A 17,493-nucleotide genomic window follows, 5' to 3' on the forward strand; every position below is an offset into this window, starting at 1 on the left:
GTCGCTCGGAACCGGGCCCGGGCGGAGCCCCGCCGGCCGCGCCGCGGCGAGCGCTCCCGGGTAGGTCGGCGATTCGACGAGCACCGGGCTTCCGGGCGCCGCGATGGCGCGGAACGTCATCGACAGCCCGCTCTGCCCTCCGGCGGTGATCAGGACGTCGTCCGGCGACGCGGCCGCCGGCCCCGCGAACACCGACCTCAGCGCGGTCAGGCCGGTGGCGGGCGCGCGGTCCCAGGCGTCCGGCCGTCTGCCCGCCCGGGCGAGTGCCGCGCTCAGGAACCTGGTCGCTTGCAGGGAGCGGTGCGGATAACCGCCGTCGAGGAGGATCGCGCCGTCGGGTGGCGGGCCGAGGGTGCCGGTGAGGGACCTGGTGTCGACGCTGCGGTCGGTCAGCGCGACGGTCTGCCACGCCGTGTCGAGCGGTTCCCCCGCCTTCGTCGGTTTGACCGCCACGTACGTCCCGCTGCCGGGACGGGTCACGACCACGCCCTCGGCGGCCAGCTGGGCGATCGCGCGAGAGACCGTCACCGGGCCGACCCGGTAGCGCTCGATCAGCTCGCGGCTGCTGGGCAACCGGTCCCCCGACGCCGCCGCATGGACCAGCGAGCGCAGCTGGGCGACGAGTGCGGAAGTGCTACTATCCGACATGAAAGAACATGATAGTGCTACTGGACCCGGGACGGAATCACTACTGGACGTTCTGGCCCTGCGGGCGGACACCCCCGGCAGCGAGAAGGTCGTCCATTTCAACAACGCGGGCTGCGGGCTTCTGGCGAAGCCGGTTCTGAAGACGATGCTCGATCACCTGAATCTCGAAGCCGGGATCGGCGGTTACGAGGCCGCTGCCGCACAGGCGGACGAGGTCGCCGGTTTCTACCGCGAGATCGCCGCTTTGATCAACGCGCGGCCGCGCAACATCGCCTTCGCGGCGAGCGCCACCCACGCCTACTCCACCGCGCTGTCCTCGATCCGGTTCGAACCCGGCGACGTCGTCCTCACCACCCGCAACGACTTCATCTCCAACCAGATCGCGTTCTTGTCGCTGAGGAAGCGATTCGGGGTTGAAGTGGTGCACGCACCGGACGCTCCCGAAGGCGGCGTCGACGTCGATGCGATGGCCGCGCTGATGCGCGCGCGAAGGCCGAAATTGGTCGCCGCCACGCACATCCCGACCAACTCGGGACTGGTCCAGCCGGTCGCCGGGATCGGACGGCACTGCCGGGAGCTCGAACTCCTCTACCTCGTCGACGCCTGCCAGTCGGTCGGCCAGTATCCCGTCGACGTCGAGGAGATCGGCGCCGATCTGCTCACCTCGACCTGCCGCAAGTTCCTCCGCGGTCCTCGCGGTTCGGGGTTCTTGTTCGTCTCCGACCGGTTCCTCGAAGCCGGGCACGAGCCACTGTTCATCGACATGCACGGTGCCCGGTGGAACGCGCCCGGCGAGTACGAAGCCGCGGCGTCGGCCGCCCGGTTCGAGGAATGGGAGTTCCCGTACGCCGCGGTGCTCGGCTGCGCCGCCGCCGCGAAGTACGCCCGTGAGGTCGGCCTGGAGGCGATCTCACGGCGCACCCCCGCGCTCGCGGCTCGACTGCGTGAGGGCCTCGGCGATCTCTCGGGCGTCCAGGTGCTCGACCGGGGTCCGGAACTGGGCGCGCTGGTGACGTTCTCGATCAAGGGCTGGGAAGCCGTCCCCTTCAAGGAGGCCATGGACGCCCGGAGGATCAACTCGGCACTCAGCTACCGGGAATTCGCGCAATTCGACTTCGGGGACAAGGACGTCCACTGGTGCCTGCGGCTGAGCCCGCACTACTACAACACGGAGCGAGAGGTGGACGACGTGGTCGCGGCCGTCGCCGAACTCGCCGGCTGAACGCGGTTCCCCCGCCTGGGCACTGGGGGTGTCCGGGCGGGGGAACCGTCAGGCGGGTCAGGCCCCGGAAAGACCGCGGCGCTTGAGCAGCGGCTCGATCTCCGGGTCGCGGCCGCGGAACGCGCGGAAAGCGGCCATCGGATCGATGCTGCCTCCCCGGCCGAGCAGTTCACGGCGGAAGTGGTCGCCGTTCTCCCTGCTGAGCCCGCCATTCTCGCGGAACCACTGGACGGTGTCGGCGTCGAGAACCTCGCTCCAGATGTAGGAGTAGTACCCGGCGCTGTAGCCGCCGCTGAAGATGTGCGCGAAGTAGGTGGTGCGGTAGCGCGGCGGCACGGCTTCCAGCGCGACACCGGCCTTGGTCAGCGCCTCGGCCTCGAACCGCTGGACGTCGTCGACCTTGTCCTCGGTGCCGAGCCCGTGCCACGCCTGGTCGAGGAGTGAAGCCGCGAGGTACTCGGTCGTCGAGAAGCCTTCGCCGTACTGCTGCGACGCCAGGAGCTTGTCGACCTGCTCCTGCGGCAGCGGCTCACCGGTCACGTGGTGCTTGGCGTAGTTGGCCAGCACCTCGGGCCACAGCATCCACATCTCGTTGACCTGCGAGGGGTACTCGACGAAGTCACGCGGGACGTTGGTGCCAGAGAACATCGGGAACTCGACGTCGGACAGCAGCGAGTGCAGCGCGTGCCCGAACTCGTGGAAGGCGGTCACGACCTCGTCGAAGGTCAGCAGGGTCGGCTCCCCCGCCGGCGGCCTGGCGACGTTGAGCACGTTCACCACGACCGTCTTGGTGCCCAGGAGTTTCGTCTGGTCGACGAAGTTGTTCATCCAGGCGCCGCCGCGCTTCGAATCGCGGGCGTAGTAGTCGAGCAGAAAAAGGCCGAGTGCCGTGCCGTCGGCGTCGAAGACCTCGAAGATCCGGACCTCGGGGTGGTACTTCGGCAGGTCTTCCCGCTCGGTGAAGCTCAGGCCGTACAGCTTGGACGCGGCGAAGAAGACGCCGTCGGTCAGCACCCGGTTCAGCTCGAAGTACGGGCGCAGCGCGGCGGTGTCGACCTCGAACCGGTCCTTGCGGACGCGTTCGGCGTAGAACGACCAGTCCCACGGCCGCAGGATCGCACCCGGGATGTCGGCTTCGAGGTAGCGCTGCAGCTCTTCGGCCTCCGCCTTGGCGTTGGCGGCCGCGACCGGGGCGAGGCGTTCGAGCAGTCCCACCGCGGCTTGCGCCGTCTTCGCGGTCTCGTCCTCGATGACGTACGAGGCGTGGTCGGGGAAACCGAGCACGGCGGCCCGCTCGGCGCGCAGCCGGACCATCCGGGCGACGACCTCGTTGTTGTCGAACTCGTTGCCCCGGTTGCCGCGGGACACCGACGCGGTGAAGATCCGCTCGCGCAGCGCGCGGTCCTCCAACGAGGCCAAAGCAGCCTGCGCTGTCGGCAGGGTCAGCTTGAGGACGTACTTGCCCTTCTCCCCCGCGGTTTCGGCGGCCGTGGCGATCTCGTCCTCGCTCAGCCCCGCGAGTTCCGAGACGTCGTCGACGACCACGGCGAGGTCGTTGGTGTCCTTCAGGAGGTTCTGCTGGAAACGGGTCGACAGGGTCGAAAGCTGCTCGTTCAGCTCGCGCAGGCGTTTCTGGTCGGCTTCGGGAAGTCCGGCGCCCGCGCGGCGGACGTCGGTGTGATGACGCTCCAGCAGGCGGAGCGACTCCGTGTCGAGGCCGAGTTCGTCCTTGCGCTCGAACAGGGTGTTGATCCGGGCGAACAGCGCCGGGTTCAGGTTGATGGCGTCGGCGTGCGCGGCCAGCCGCGGCGCCATCTCGGCCTGCACGCGCTGGATCTCGTCGTTCGCGTTCGATCCGGCGAGGTTGAAGAACACGCTGGACACACGGGACAGCAGCCTGCCGGACTTCTCGAGCGCGACGATGGTGTTCTCGAAGGTCGGCGGCTCGGCCGAGCCGGCGATCTCCTCGATCTCGGCGGCGTGCTCGGCCAGACCCGCTTCGAAGGCGGGAAGGAAGTGCTCGTCGGCGATCCGGTCGAACGGAGGAAGGGAGTAGGGCAGCTCACTCGGCGCGGCGAACGGGTTGTCCTGCGAAATCATCGGTGTTGCTCCCGGGTCGTCGAATCTGCTGTTCTGGCCACCTTACGGGCAGTGAGGGGCCGCTGGATGCCGTCCGTGGCGGTGATGCCACCGACTGCGATGGTCACGCTCCGGTGGTACCGCCCACCACCGCGTCGGAGCTCTGCTTTCCCTTGCCGCGCTTGGCTTTCGCCTTCGGTTCGGGTGGGGCGATTCCGGCCAGGTCGCCGCCGTTGTCGTTGACCCGCAACACGAACGGACGAGTCTCGGTGTAGCGGACGACCGAGACCGACGCCGGGTCGACCACGATCCGCTGGAAGGAGTCGAGATGCTGGCCGAGCGCGTCGGCGAGGATCGACTTGATCACGTCGCCGTGGCTGCACAGGAGCCAGACCGCGTTCTCGCCGTGCTTCGCGGTGATCCGGGCGTCGTGCGCGCGGACGGCCGCGACCGAGCGGGCCTGCATCTCGGCCAGGCCTTCGCCGCCGGGGAAGACCGCGGCCGACGGATGCGCCTGCACGACCCGCCACAGGGGTTCCTTGACCAGATCCTTGAGCGCGCGACCGGTCCATTCGCCGTAGTCCACTTCGGACAAACCGGGCTCTTTGACCTTGTCCAGGCCACGCGCCTCGGCCAGCTTCGCGACCGTCTGGCGGCAGCGGAGCATCGGCGAGACCACCAGCTCGGCGAGCGGGACCGGCGCCAGGCGCTCGACGAGCGCGGCCGCCTGCGCCTGACCGGTCTCGTCCAAGCCGACCTTGGGCGTGCGCCCGGCGAGGACGCCCGAACCGTTCGCCGTGGACTTGCCGTGGCGCAGAAGGATCACAGTACTCACGTGGCCCACCCTACGTGTCGTGCTTTGCCCACTCCCGCGTTTAGTCCTCTGAATGCGGTCCTTGCGCGTTGCAACTACCGCATTCAGAGGACTGAATGCGAGGGGTTACACGTGCGGGCCGGCCTGCGGGTCCAGGACGCCGGCGAAGATCAGCACGAACAGCAGGACACCGAGCACGAGCCGGTAGATCACGAACGGCACGAAGCTCTTGGTCTTGATGTAGGACATCAGCCAGGCGATGACCGCGTAGCCGACGCCGAACGCGACCAGCGTGGCCAGGATCGTCGGCCCCCACTGCGCCGGGGCGCCGTCCTTGCCGATGTCGGTCAGCTTGTAGAGCCCCGAGCCGAACACCGCCGGCAGCGCCAGCAGGAACGAGTACTCCGCGGCCTCCGCGCGGGTGTAGCCGAGCAACAGCCCCGCACTGGTGGTACCGCCGGAACGGGAGACGCCCGGGATCAGCGCCAGCGCCTGTGCGAACCCGAACCCGAGACCGTGCGGCACGGTCAGGTGGTCGAGCGTGCGCTGCTGCTTCCCGATGCGGTCGGCCACCAGCAGGATCAGGCCGAACACGATCAGCGTGGTCGCGGTGATCCGCAGGTCACGGAAGGACTCGTCGATGGCGTCCTGCAACAGCAGGCCCAGCACCACGATCGGCAGTGAACCGACGATGATCAGCCAGCCGAGCCGGGCGTCGGGGTCCTGTCGCCAGTCCTTCTTGTAGATCGAGAAGAACCAGGCGCGGAGGATCTTCCCGATCTTGGTCGAGAAGTACAGGATGACCGCGAGTTCGGTGCCGATCTGGGTGACCGCGGTGAACGCGGCGCCCGGGTCGTCCCAGCCGGCGAGCGCCGCGGTGATCCGCAGGTGCGCGCTGGACGAGATCGGCAGGAACTCGGTCAGGCCCTGGACGAGGCCGAGGACCAGTGCTTCGAACCAGCCCATCAGGCGACACCGGCCAGTTCGATCGCTTCGGCCGCGACCTCGAGAGCGTGTGCGGAGCTCTCGGGGTCGGGCATCGAGGGTGCGACGGTCAAGGTGGTGACGCCTGCCTCGGCGAAGGCCCGCATCCGCTCGGCGATCCGTTCCTTGGGGCCCAGCAGCGACGTCGCGTCGATGAACTCCAGCGGGACGGCCGCCATGGCGCCCTCGTAGTCCCTGCCCAGGTACTTCTGCTGGACGTCGGCCGCTTCGCGTTCGAAGCCCATCCGGCAGGCGAGCTGGTTGTAGAAGTTCTTCTCCCGGCTGCCCATCCCGCCGATGTACAGCGCCGCGTACCCGCGGACCGCGTCGGCGCAGGCCTTCCAGTCGTCACCGACCACGAGCGGGACGGTGGGGACGACGTCGAAGCCGTCGAGGGAGCGCCCGGCCTTGTCCGCCCCCGCCTGGATCAGTTTCAGCTGCTCACCGGCGTGCTCGGGCGAGAAGAACACCGGCAGCCAGCCGTTCGCGATCTCGCCGGTCAGTTCGAGGTTCTTCGGGCCGATGGCGGCCAGGTACACGGGGATCTCTTCGCGAACCGGGTGCACGGTCAGAGTCAGTGCCTTGCCGGGCCCGCCGGGCAGGGGCAGCTGGAAGTGCTCGCCCTCGTACTTGACCCGGTGACGGCCCAGCGCCTTGCGGACGATCTCGACGTACTCGCGTGTGCGGCCGAGCGGCGACGCGAACTTCACGCCGTGCCAGCCCTCGGAGACCTGCGGACCGGAGACACCGAGGCCGAGGCGGAACCGGCCGCCCGAGAGCGTGTCCAGGGTCGCGGCCGTCATCGCGGTCATCGCCGGTGTCCGCGCCGGGATCTGGAGGACCGCGCTGCCCACGTCGATGCGTGAGGTCTGCGCCGCCACCCAGGACAGCACAGTCGGGGCGTCCGAGCCGTACGCCTCCGCGGCCCAGACGACCGCGTAGTCCAGTTCGTCCGCCTTCTTCGCCAATGCCAGGTTGGCCGCGTCGTTTCCCGCGCCCCAATAGCCCAAGTTCAGTCCGAGTCGCACGGCGTGAATGTATCCATCGGAGTGTCACTCCTCCGTTCAGGGTGTTGACAGCCGATGACCCGCCCGGTGGTACTCGATCACGACACGCTCACCTGCTCCGCGTCCCGCACTTGCCTTCCGGCTAGGCTCGCCCGTCGTGGAAAAGCGACAGCTCGGCCGGTCGGGACTGCGGGTCTCGCGGATGGCCCTCGGGACCATGACGTGGGGTGGCGACACCGACTCGGAGGAGGCGGCCAGCCAGCTGGTCGCGTTCGTCGACGCCGGGGGCACCCTGGTCGACACCGCCGACATCTACGGTGAAGGCGAGAGCGAACGCGTCCTCGGAGGGTTGCTCGGCGACCTCGTGCCCCGGGACGACATCGTGCTCGCCACCAAGGCCGTCGCCCGCCGCACCGACGGCCCGTTCGGCGGCGGGGCCTCGCGCGGCGCCCTGCTGAGCGCGCTCGAAGGTTCGCTGCGCCGGCTCGGCACCGACCACATCGACCTGTGGCAGCTGCACGCGTGGGACACCACCGTGCCGGTCGACGAGACCCTCGCGGCGCTCGAATACGCCGTGAACAGCGGGAAGGCCCGCTACGTCGGCGTCTCCAACTACTCCGGCTGGCAGCTGGCGACCGCCGCGTCCCGCAGTTCCGCCGTCGCTCCCCTGGTCTCGACGCAGGTCGAGTACTCGCTGCTGGAGCGCGGGGTCGACCGCGAGGTCGTCCCCGCCGCGGAGCACCACGGCATCGGCCTCCTGCCTTGGGCGCCGCTCGGCCGGGGCGTGCTCACCGGCAAGTACCGCACCGGGACGCCCGCCGATTCGCGCGGCGCTTCGAGCGTTTTCGCGGGCTATGTCGAACATCACCGGACCGATCGCGCGGCCCGGATCGTGCAGGCGGTCGCGACGGCCGCCGACGGCCTCGGGACCTCTCCGCTGGCCGTCGCGCTGGCCTGGGTCCGTGACCGGCCCGGAGTGGTCGCGCCCGTGGTCGGGGCCCGTGACACCGGTCAGCTGACCGGTTCGCTCACGGCCGAGGAGATCACGCTCCCGCCCGCCATCCGATCGGCGCTCGACGACGTCAGCGCGATCGAGGTCGGGTACCCGGAACGCGGCCTTTGAGCCTCTCGGATACTGGATTAGGTGACTGTTGGGTGACACAGACGTGACGCGGTGGGGTTCCAGGAGGATGCTGGAGAGGTCCGTTCGACGAGTAGCAGGTGGAGGCACCAAGGTGGGTCGGCTGTCCGCCGTTTCCCGGATCGCGATCCCGCTCGCCGGTGCCCTGGTGCTCTCGTCCTGCAGTACGGACGACACACCGAACGACACCTTGCAGATCGTGCAGAACCCCGTCGCGGCGACAGCGGCGGTCTCCCCCGCGGTCGCGGTCAAGCCCGCCGGTTCGGTGTTCGCCGCGCCGGGGGTGAAGGCACTGGTGACGGACGAGGCGAGCAAGACGCTCGTCGTCGCCGTCTCGGAGCCGCCTTCCCTGCGTGTCTACGACCTCGCGGCCCTGGACGCCCCGAAGACGACCGTGCCCCTGCCCGGCCCGGCCGAGCGGCTCACGGTGTCGGGTTCGCAGGTGCTCGCGAGCGTTCCGAGCAAGAGCCTGCTGGCGAAGGTCTCCCTGCCCGGTGGCGCGCTGGAGACGGTCCCGGTCGCGGGGCAGCCGTCGGCCGGTCTCGCCGACGGCGACGCGACGCTGGTTTCGGTGCGGGACCGCAAGGCCGTGGAGGTGCTGTCCGGGACCGGCGGCCCGAAGACCATCACCGGCCAGATCTACAGCGCCGACGACGTGCTGAACACAGGTGACGGCGTCGTCGTGCTCGACAAGCTGCGCACCGCGTTGTTCGCCGTCGACCTCGCCGAAGGCAAGATCGGCGAGGGCCTGCGCGCGGGTGACGGCGCCGCCAACGCCGTCACCGACGACCTCGGACGCGTCTTCGTCACCGACGCGCGAGCGGGAGCGCTCCTGGCGTTCTCCACGACTCCGTTGCTGCTTCGCCAGCGCTACCCCGTCCCCGGCGGGGCGTACGGCATCGCCTACGACCGCACCCGTGGCCTCGCCTGGGTCACCCTCACCGAACGCAACGAGGTCGTCGGCTTCGACGTCCGCGGCGGGGAGCCGATCGAGAAGCACCGGTTCCCCACCTTGCGGCAGCCAGATTCGGTCACCGTCGACGAGCAAGGCGGCCGTGTGGTCGTCGGTTCGGCCATCGGAGAAGGGATCCAGGTGATCACGCCATGACAGTCGTGGACGAGGCGGTGGTCGAAGGGGATTGGGAATACCGGCGGCTGCAACTGCCTCCCGGTGTTTCCCGGCGGGCGGCGGCGACGCAGCTGTCGATCCACGCCGAGTTCGCCGGATGGGAGCTTTCGACCGTCCGGCTCTACTCCGACGGGACCAGGAGGGTGTGGTTGCGCCGCAAGCGCACCGCCACCCCCCTGCCCGGCATCATCACCTGAGAGCTGGACGGCTTTCCGCCTGGGCGGATCTCGCTGCCCAGGCGAGCGGCAAGTACATGAGGGACCCCTTCCTTGCGCCCAGTGTCCTGAGTCGGAAGTTCGCGCCGGGCTGAAGGGGACTTTCACCGCATGCGATGCGGGTAAAGCGCCCATCACCGCGTGAGATGAGGGGAAAGTCCCCTTCAGATTTTCGTCACTTGAACACGCGGCCGAGCCAATCGGCCCAGAGCCCGTCCTGTCCGGCGGAATCGACGTCGCCGAACAGGTGATGCATCGCGACCATCGGCCCGACGAAGCCGCGGACGAACCTCAGCAGCGCGTCCGGGGTCCGGATCCCGACGGTCTGCGCGTTCGCGAAATAGACCTCGCCGTCCACAGTGGACACCGCACTGGTGGACAGGCGGACCCGGTCCCCCGCCTCCGGCCGTCCGGCCAGCCCCAATTCCCGGCCCAGCGCCAGCCACGCGCTGTCCCAGTCCTCGATCATCGGCCCGAACACCGTCACCGGCACCGCCTTCCGGCCGGCGAACCGGTTTAGGTACTCGACCAGGGTGCGCAGGAACAGCTCGCCGCCGGCGGTCATCGCCTCGAACTCGTCTTCCCAGTCGTCGCCGGGCAGGAAGCCGCTCGTCACGGTCCTCAGTACGGTGCTGCCGCCGGAACGGCCCTCGATGAGGAACTCGTACGCGACGAATCTCCCGTCCGGTTCCGGTTCCGTGCCGTAGACGAGCCGCTCCAGCGGGTCCCAGGCGGTGATCGCGGACGAGGGTTCGTAGCCGCCGAACGCGGTCTTCACCGTGCCGCCGACGCCGCCTTCGACTTCGTTGCGGCCCATGAACCAGGACGTGATGCCCGGCCCGGTCGCGATGGCGTCCCAGACCTGTTCCGGCGTCGCGTCGACCTCGACTCTGTCAGAGATCTCGAATTCGTGGCCCACTTCAGCGCTCCTCAGGCTCGGTTCCGACGCTCGGGTGGACGGCGACGACGATCCGGTGGTCGCGGCCCTGTTCGGCGCCTTCGTCGTGGTATTTGCCCACCAGGTTCGTGATCGCGACGGTGAGTTCCTCGGCGAACGCGGCCCTGTCCGCGGCGGAGGAGAAGCGCACTTCACCGTCGATCGCGAAGGTCGCGACCCGCTTGCGCGCCTTGGTGGAGCCGGTGATCAGCAGGCCGACGTCGCGCACCAGCCTGCCCGCGACCGCGAGCAGCCAGCGCGCGGACAGGCGGTCCGGCGACTGGGCCGGATCGGGCTGCACGGCCGAGAGCGCCGTCGGCGAGATGACGTACGAGGACGCCGTCGCGCGCATCATGCGCTCGGTGACGTTGCCCTTGCGCCGCTCCTCGACGAGCTCGACGAGCCCGTGCTTCTCCAGCGCGCGCAGGTGGTAGTTCACCTTCTGTCTCGGCAGATCCACCCGTGCGGCGAGCATCGTGGCCGACGCCGGTTCGGCCAGTTCGGCCAGCAGCCGGGCCCGGACCGGGTCGAGTGAGACTTCGGCCGCTTCCGCGTCCTCGATCACCGCAACGGAGAACATGGCAAGAAGGTGCCACCGAAAACAGAATTTGTCAAGAACGTCAGTCTTGTCGGCGGGCCCGGTTCGCCAGGGCCAAGAGCCGGGGCACCACCTGCGGGGCCGCTTCCAGCGGGACGACGTGCCCCACCCCGGGCAGCACCACGGACGTCCCGTTCTCCACCGCGCCAGCCAGTTCTTCGACGTCCGCCGTGGGCACGAGCTTGTCCCGCTCCCCCACGATCGCGGTCACCGGCACCGCGCCGACCTGCGACAACGCCGATTCCCGCGTGTAAGCGTCCAGAGCGGGGCGGAACGCCGACACCGTCTGCGGCCAGTTGCCGCGGATCATCCGCACGGCGAGTTCGACGTCGCCGGGCACCGGGTCGTCCCCGAAGAGCCACCACCGCAGCCCGGCGGTCACCGCCTTGCTCGTGTGCTCCCGCACCAGGCCGATCAGCTTCGTCCCGAACACCATTTCGAGGTCCCGGCCTAGCTTCCCGAGCGCGTTCGGCCAGATCGCGTCCGGGGTGACGCCGCCCGCCGACATGGCGAGCAGCCCGATTCCCGCCACCCTTGCCGCGAAGACGTCCGGATGGCGCTGGGCCAGCGACAGGATCGCGAGCCCGCCCATGTCGTGGCCGACCAGGACGATCTTGCCGCCGGGGATCACCTTGTCCAGCAGTTCGGCCAGGTCGTCGGCGAGATGCCCCATCGTCGCCGACTCCGCCCGGACCTCCCCGGATTCGCCGTGGCCGCGCTGGTCGTAGGCCAGCACCGCGAGGGGCTCCTCCGCGGCCTCGGCCAGCACCGGTCCGATGGCCCGCCAACTCCGCCTGTCGAGGGCGTATCCGTGAAGGAGTACGACGGTCACCGGCGCCGACGGATCGCCCCAGCGCTCGAAGTGCAGGGGTGTCCCGTCGGCGGCCAGCAGACCGGGCATCAGGCCGAGCGGAGGAAGCGGTCGAGCACGCGCACGCCGAACTTCAGCGCGTCGACCGGGACCCGCTCGTCGACCCCGTGGAACAGCGCCGAGAAGTCGAGGTCCGCGGGCAGCTGCAACGGGGCGAATCCGAAGTTGCGGATCCCGAGCGACTGGAACGACTTCGCGTCCGTGCCACCGGAGAGCATGTACGGGAGCGTGCGGGCGCCCGGGTCTTCGGCGAGGACCGCGTTGGTCATCGCGTCGACGAGGGCGCCGTCGAAGGTCGTCTCGACCGGCGGGAGCTCCATCCACTCCTTCTCGATGTCCGGGCCGAGGATCTCCTCCAGCTCGGCGTTGAACGCCTCGAGACGGCCTGGAAGGATCCGGCAGTCGACCGAAGCCTCCGCGACCGAGGGGATGACGTTCGACTTGTACCCCGCGGTGAGCATCGTCGGGTTCGCCGTGTCGCGCAGGGTCGCGCCGATCATCCGGGAGATGTTCCCGAGTTTGGCGACGGAACCCTCGATGTCGTCCTCGGGGAAGTCCCAGCCGGTGATCTCGGTGACGCCGTCGAGGAACTCGCGGACGGAGTCGGTCATGACCAGCGGGAAGCGGTGGTTGCCGAGCCTCGCGACGGCCTCGGACAGCTTGGTGACGGCGTTGTCGCGGTGGATCATCGAGCCGTGGCCCGCTGTCCCGCGCACGCGCAGCTTCATCCAGCGGATGCCCTTTTCGGCCGTCTCGATGAGATACGCGCGGACGTTGTCCTTCAGCGTGATCGAGAACCCGCCGACCTCGCTGATCGCCTCGGTGACCCCTTCGAACAGCTCGGGCCGGTTCTCCACCAGCCACTGCGCGCCGTACTTACCGCCCGCTTCCTCGTCGGCGAGGAACGCGAAGACCAGGTCACGGGGCGGGACGATGTTGTTGATCTTGTAGTGGCGGGCCAGCGCGAGCGCCATGCCACACATGTCCTTCATGTCGACAGCACCGCGTCCCCAGACGTAGTCGTCCTGGATCGCGCCGGAGAACGGGTGGACCGACCACTCCGAGGCGTCGGCGGGGACGGCGTCGAGGTGACCGTGGATCAGCAGCGCGCCACGCGAGGGGTCGGCGCCCGGCAGCCGGACGATCACGTTGTGGCGGTTCTTGCCGCCGGACTCGACATAGGTGATCTCGTAGCCCGCGTCGGTGAGCTTCTCGGCCACGTACTCGGCGGCGGCGCGTTCACCGACCAGCGTGTCGGGGTCACCGGTGTTGGTGGTGTCGATGCGGATCAGTTCACTGGTGAGGGTGACTGCCTCGTCGGCGGCGGCTTCGATCAGATTCGGTTCGGTCACCAGGCATTCCTACCATTGGTGACGCGCGCCGACCCGCCTCGACCGCCTCGTGGACGGCGTGTGTCCGCCCACTCCCGCCGACGCGGCGCCGTGCCGCGGCCTGCCGCACGGCCGGAGCCTCATCCAGCGATCCCGGCCAGCCTCGGGCAGCATCGACCGAGCCCCCATGGAGCCGGCCCGCACGTGATGTCGATGCGCCGCGGTGAACCACACGTGACGCCCGCTAAGCCCGCCCGTGGCGTCGTCAGTGACACGCCGACGATGAGCTGCCTGCGCCGGATTCGCCAAGCCGCGAAGGGAGCGGCGGTCGCCGCTCCTGGCACCCGGGCCGTGCGGCGCCACCAGATAGCATCACCTACGTTCGAGCTGGTCAGGACCGGTTAGACCCGGTCCGAGCCGAACGTCCCCCGGCCCACAGAGGGCCCAGCGTTCCACCCGTCAGCCCGACCGGAACGAGGATCGGGTAACCGTTCCAGCCACGACGGCAGCAGCAACGAATCATGGCCGATTGTTACTTATAGGCGCCCCGAGCGAAAATAGCCTTCACGGGGGGCATACTGCGAGCAGTCACACTTAGCCCAGGCGTATGGCAATAGTGAAGCGTACACCTCGAATTACACACAGAATGCTAGATTCATCGAGTTCTTGATGGGTTTTCGAGATTTCAGCGAAGAGCGGTAGCCGCATGCCCCGCATCACCAGAGATCCGACCCGTCGGCCGTCCACGAGTCCACTCAGGAAGGGCGCTCCGAGCTGCACACTCACGCTGCGAGCTGCACGAGTTGATCGGCGCCCGACAGGCCGAGCAATGTACTCAATACCTGCGTGATACCGGTGGGTATCACCCAGATATTGAGTACACGCGGATCGAATGCATCAGGAACAGCGTCGACACTTTCGAATTGGGACCTACCTCACACGCTGGGCCCGCGAAGCTGGCATTCTTTAGGGCGTGTCCAGATTCTCGCGTCCCCAAGTCTCGGGATCCTGTAACGACCCGCGAGGCAAGGGCGACTGCCACACGACGGATGAAGAGGGTCGGTGCCGGGAGCCCCCACTGGCGCCGAGGACGACACCGGCGAGTGCTCCCACCTGCCGGATCGGTGCGGACGGCGACGCACCAATGGACGTCCTTGCCGCCAGTGCCGCACCGAGCGGAGATCCGGCCGCGGCGCCTACTTGGCCTTCACGTACTCGCCGTGGGCAGTGATGTGATCGCCGGTCGCCTCCCAGGTGTGGCTGGGGTTGGGCTTTTGATCGGTCGCCCCTTTGCCTTCGCTTTGCCACGCGCGCCGGAGCTCAGAGATCACTTTTCGGTACTGCGCCGTCGGCGCGACCTTGCATATCAGGAACTTCTCGTTGTCGAATCGTGCGTACAAAGGGAAGACCGGGCTGTCGTGCTGCCGGTAGGACATGACGACCTCGTTGACCGTTTCCGAGGGGTTGTTCAGGATCATGGGGTGCTGCAGCGCATACAGGTAGCGCTCGGCCAGCTCCTTTTCCGTGGCTTTGTACAGGGTGCCCGTCTCGTCTTTCCACGTGCCCGCGAGGCCGTAGCGGACGGAGATCGCGCGGTCGAGCTTCTCGTCCGTGATCTCCTGGTAGAGGTGGGAGACCTTGCTGACGACCTTCTTGTCCGCGCGGGGCTGGCCGTTGGTGTAGGTCATCGTGGTGTGCATGTCCCCGTGCCAGGCACCCTCGAGGCGGGTCATCTTCGCCCGCATGTCGATGAGGCGGTCCGGGGGCGCGCCGGGAAGGTGGGAGATCGCGTCGAAGATCTGCATGTCCTCCGGGGAGGGCACAGGGAAGAACAGCACGATCGAGTCGCTGTAGCCCTTGGTCTGTTCGTTGATCGAGTAGTCGCCGTGCAGCAGGCTGGCGCTCAGCGCGTGCAGGCCCAGGATGTCCTTCTTGCTCTTCTTGCCGGGCTGGTGCTGGAAGTTGTCCGGGTTCAGCCGTTCCGCGATCGACTCCGGGTCCCGGGACAGGAAAGCGTACTTCTTGTTGGTCTCGGCGTTGGCCTGTTCGCCGATCTCGAAGCGGCCGTAACGGGCCGTTCTGGTGATGTTGATCCCGCGGATCGTCATCCGGTTGGCCCGAAAGGCGCTCTCCCAGGTGACGTTCTGCTCGTCCTTCTTCATCTGCGTCCACCACTGGTCGATCTGCGCCAGGCGGTCCTGCCAGGTCTCGCCCTTGCCGCCAAGCCGCTGCAGGGCCGCGACGCGCAGTTCCGCCAGTTGCTTGGGTGTGGGGCGGGCTTCCTTGCTCTTCGCCTCGACGAAGCTCTTCCAGGACGATTGGGCATCGGTCACCAGGCTTTTCCTTCCAGTCGGCGCGGCCGGAACCCGTTTCGAGAATCCGGGACGCGGGTCCGAGAGAATTCCTCTGCCTTAAGTCCAAAGGGGATCGCTACCTATTGTGTGTAGCACACACTTCCGACGCCGGGCAGGGTATTACCCTTCCCACAATATTGATCTTGGAATAGTTTGATCTTCGAGCTCGCGTGTGCTCAGTCCTTAGCGAGCAGGACGCGGTAAAGGGTGGGTCAGGTCGATGCAGGCACGTGAGAAGACGCCGGTTCGAGCGGCTGTTGCGTCGTTGATGGTCGCCGTACTGGGTGACCTCGCGGAACGTGATCGCGTCGCGAAGGTCGACAGGATGGCCGATCTGCGGAACTGGTGGCGGTGTGGCCAGGAGTCCTTCGTCACGTTGCGGCCAGACGCCTGGTACATGCCCGATCGGGTGCCCCTTGTCGGCTGGCTGGACGTGACCACAGTTGGGCCGGCCCGGCCGCTGGACGCAGCAACCTCGTTGTCAGCGAACCTCTCGGGGGCGTCTGTCCGCCTTGCCTTCAGCCTAGCCGACACTGAAGGGCACGCTCATTCGTCGAGGACGGCGGTTTTCACGGCGTGGGCAAGGATGGCCTGGGTTCCGTAGGACAGGCCGATTCGGTTCCAGTGGAAGATCACGTGATGGGAGAGAACAGCTCGCAGCCCTCGGCGAAGGGTTCCGACTCGGGCGAGCCTGCCGAGGTCGACTCCGGCGGTGGAACTCAAGCGCTGTGCGCCGTCAGCGTTCGGGAACGCTTAGTCGGCACGCCGTCCGGCCCCGTTTGGTGCCAATCACGTCGTGGATTTCGCCCAGCGTTGCCGGCACTCGCTGCCTGTTTTCCGGATGTCCACGGCATTGACAACCGTGGTAGCTCCGACGTCATCGGACCGACAGCCCGGGCCTGAGCTTCCCGGCTACCCGATCCGCGTGTTCACCCGGTGCTGTTTCAGCGGCGCTGCGAGGGGGTAAACGCGGAACGCGGTTGCCCGAGCAGGGGCACCTTGTAGCACGACCAGCTAGGAGAAGGTGATGACGCGAAGCCCGAATTCGATGGGGCGATCGGTGAGTACCAGCGCGATCGGAGTACGCGAGCTCGCCGTGGAGGCGGGCAGGGCTGGGGCCGAAGCGGCTGCGGAGGTCGCCAGTATCGCCGAGCGGAAGTTATTAGAAGGGGCTGACGAAGTCGCCGAGACCACCCACCAGGCGCGGCAGAAGTTTGCCAGACAAACCCGGAACACTCGCAGGGAGCTCCGGCAGAACTCAGCTGCCGTACGGGAAGAGACACGTACGAGAATGGCCGGATTGCGCGAGCCTGGGCGCAGGGCGGCGCAAGCGGCAGTGCTGGCCGCGAAATCAACCCGCGAGCCTGGGCGGCGGGGCAAGAGGCGGCGAGCCGCCGCGAAAGCGAACCTGGGCGAAGCGTTTGCCGAGGCCAAGAGTGCGGCAAGTGGCAGAGGACTCCCGAGGCCCCGACGTCGCTGGCCATGGCTCTTGACGATCGGGGCGACTGCCGTGGGGGCGGCCTGTCTTCTCCGGATGAAGAAAAAGCCGTCCTCGGTAGAGTTTCACGATGAGCCGGAAACTGTGAAGACAACCGATACACCTCCGACATTATCCGAGGCCGTTGACAACGGACACAGGAAGCCGGACGCGACGTGACAGAGGTCAGGACACAGAAGGGCAGCGGAAAGTCATGAAGGCCGAAGGCAAGCTCGTCGTCACCGCCCTCTGCCACTGACCCGTCGACGCGGGCTCGCCGAACAGCCACGGTTGCCACCATGCCGTGGGACGGCTCCGGGAACACCGAGTCGATCCGGCGGTGATGACGACTTCCAACGCCACCGCGGACGTACGTCGTCACCGCCTCGACCGCGCACCCCATGCCGCACCGGCATGCACCCACCCACGGCCACGGCTGACGAAGATATCTATCGTGGCCGGGCATTACCTCTCCCGATACAGGGAGACCTTGTTATCGCCCGGGGCGTTTGCCAGGCGGGGCGGAGCGGCCGATCCGGGCTTTCCGGTCACGGTATCTGCGGCGTTCGACCAGGCTGAGTGCGATGAGCGTTAGTTGACCACCGATTCCCAACGTGGCGGCTATCGCCGCGGTACCGGTCAGCACGAGGACGATCAGCAGCGCCAGCCGAAAAGCGAGCGGCCAG

14 protein-coding genes are annotated in these 17,493 nt (G+C 68.1%); 4 read left to right on the forward strand and 10 right to left on the reverse strand.

Annotated elements, in window-relative coordinates; all coding sequences use genetic code 11:
* The coding region (locus tag CFP71_RS18835) for a GntR family transcriptional regulator (RefSeq protein ID WP_143267113.1) at positions 1-648 on the reverse strand (648 nt) is incomplete at its 3' end.
* Here CFP71_RS18835 and CFP71_RS18840 point away from each other — a divergent pair.
* Positions 647-1,870 carry an aminotransferase class V-fold PLP-dependent enzyme gene (locus tag CFP71_RS18840; RefSeq protein ID WP_093935181.1) on the forward strand — a complete coding sequence of 408 codons (1,224 nt, stop codon included), beginning with the start codon at positions 647-649 and terminating at the stop codon, positions 1,868-1,870. The genes CFP71_RS18835 and CFP71_RS18840 overlap by 2 nt on opposite strands.
* A gap of 57 nt (positions 1,871-1,927) precedes the next feature.
* Here CFP71_RS18840 and CFP71_RS18845 read toward each other — a convergent pair whose 3' ends face one another.
* The 4 genes from CFP71_RS18845 to CFP71_RS18860 all read right to left on the reverse strand — a co-directional run bounded on the left by CFP71_RS18845 (position 1,928) and on the right by CFP71_RS18860 (position 6,775).
* Positions 1,928-3,970 carry a M3 family metallopeptidase gene (locus CFP71_RS18845; protein ID WP_093935182.1) on the reverse strand — a complete coding sequence of 681 codons (2,043 nt, stop codon included), beginning with the start codon at positions 3,968-3,970 and terminating at the stop codon, positions 1,928-1,930.
* Positions 3,971-4,073: 103 nt separating this feature from the next.
* Positions 4,074-4,784 (reverse strand): histidine phosphatase family protein, encoded by a 711-nt coding sequence (locus CFP71_RS18850; protein WP_093935232.1) that lies wholly within the window; start codon positions 4,782-4,784, stop codon positions 4,074-4,076.
* Positions 4,785-4,889: 105 nt separating this feature from the next.
* A complete protein-coding gene (locus tag CFP71_RS18855; protein WP_093935183.1) occupies positions 4,890-5,729 on the reverse strand; it encodes an undecaprenyl-diphosphate phosphatase in 840 nt (279 codons plus the stop codon).
* Positions 5,729-6,775, reverse strand: a complete 1,047-nt coding sequence (locus CFP71_RS18860; RefSeq protein WP_093935184.1) for an LLM class F420-dependent oxidoreductase — start codon at positions 6,773-6,775, stop codon at positions 5,729-5,731. Before CFP71_RS18860 ends, CFP71_RS18855 begins: the two co-directional genes overlap by 1 nt.
* A gap of 136 nt (positions 6,776-6,911) precedes the next feature.
* Here CFP71_RS18860 and CFP71_RS18865 point away from each other — a divergent pair, with 136 nt between their 5' ends.
* The 3 genes from CFP71_RS18865 to CFP71_RS18875 all read left to right on the forward strand — a co-directional run bounded on the left by CFP71_RS18865 (position 6,912) and on the right by CFP71_RS18875 (position 9,221).
* Complete coding sequence (locus CFP71_RS18865; RefSeq protein WP_167406181.1) at positions 6,912-7,877, forward strand: aldo/keto reductase; 966 nt, start codon at positions 6,912-6,914, stop codon at positions 7,875-7,877.
* A gap of 112 nt (positions 7,878-7,989) precedes the next feature.
* Positions 7,990-9,003: a YncE family protein gene (locus CFP71_RS18870; RefSeq protein ID WP_093935186.1), complete on the forward strand. Its 1,014-nt coding sequence runs from the start codon at positions 7,990-7,992 to the stop codon at positions 9,001-9,003.
* Complete coding sequence (locus CFP71_RS18875; protein WP_093935187.1) at positions 9,000-9,221, forward strand: DUF5703 family protein; 222 nt, start codon at positions 9,000-9,002, stop codon at positions 9,219-9,221. Before CFP71_RS18870 ends, CFP71_RS18875 begins: the two co-directional genes overlap by 4 nt.
* A 193-nt stretch (positions 9,222-9,414) precedes the next feature.
* On the opposite strand, the gene CFP71_RS18880 is transcribed toward CFP71_RS18875, so the two are convergent.
* The 5 genes from CFP71_RS18880 to CFP71_RS18900 form a co-directional block, all read right to left on the reverse strand.
* Positions 9,415-10,158, reverse strand: a complete 744-nt coding sequence (locus CFP71_RS18880) for an SRPBCC family protein (RefSeq protein WP_093935188.1) — start codon at positions 10,156-10,158, stop codon at positions 9,415-9,417.
* A gap of 1 nt (position 10,159) precedes the next feature.
* On the reverse strand, positions 10,160-10,756 hold the full coding sequence (locus CFP71_RS18885; protein ID WP_093935189.1) for a winged helix-turn-helix domain-containing protein: 597 nt from the start codon (positions 10,754-10,756) through the stop codon (positions 10,160-10,162).
* A 40-nt stretch (positions 10,757-10,796) separates the two neighbouring features.
* Positions 10,797-11,675 (reverse strand): alpha/beta fold hydrolase, encoded by an 879-nt coding sequence (locus CFP71_RS18890; RefSeq protein WP_093935190.1) that lies wholly within the window; start codon positions 11,673-11,675, stop codon positions 10,797-10,799.
* On the reverse strand, positions 11,675-12,997 hold the full coding sequence (locus tag CFP71_RS18895) for a M20/M25/M40 family metallo-hydrolase (protein WP_093935191.1): 1,323 nt from the start codon (positions 12,995-12,997) through the stop codon (positions 11,675-11,677). The genes CFP71_RS18890 and CFP71_RS18895 overlap by 1 nt, the downstream gene beginning before the upstream one ends.
* Before the next feature lie 1,175 nt (positions 12,998-14,172).
* A complete protein-coding gene (locus CFP71_RS18900; RefSeq protein WP_093935192.1) occupies positions 14,173-15,309 on the reverse strand; it encodes a hypothetical protein in 1,137 nt (378 codons plus the stop codon).
* Positions 15,310-17,493 lie beyond the last annotated feature (2,184 nt).

It is taken from the genome of Amycolatopsis thailandensis (assembly GCF_002234405.1).
GTDB classification, from domain to species: domain Bacteria; phylum Actinomycetota; class Actinomycetes; order Mycobacteriales; family Pseudonocardiaceae; genus Amycolatopsis; species Amycolatopsis thailandensis.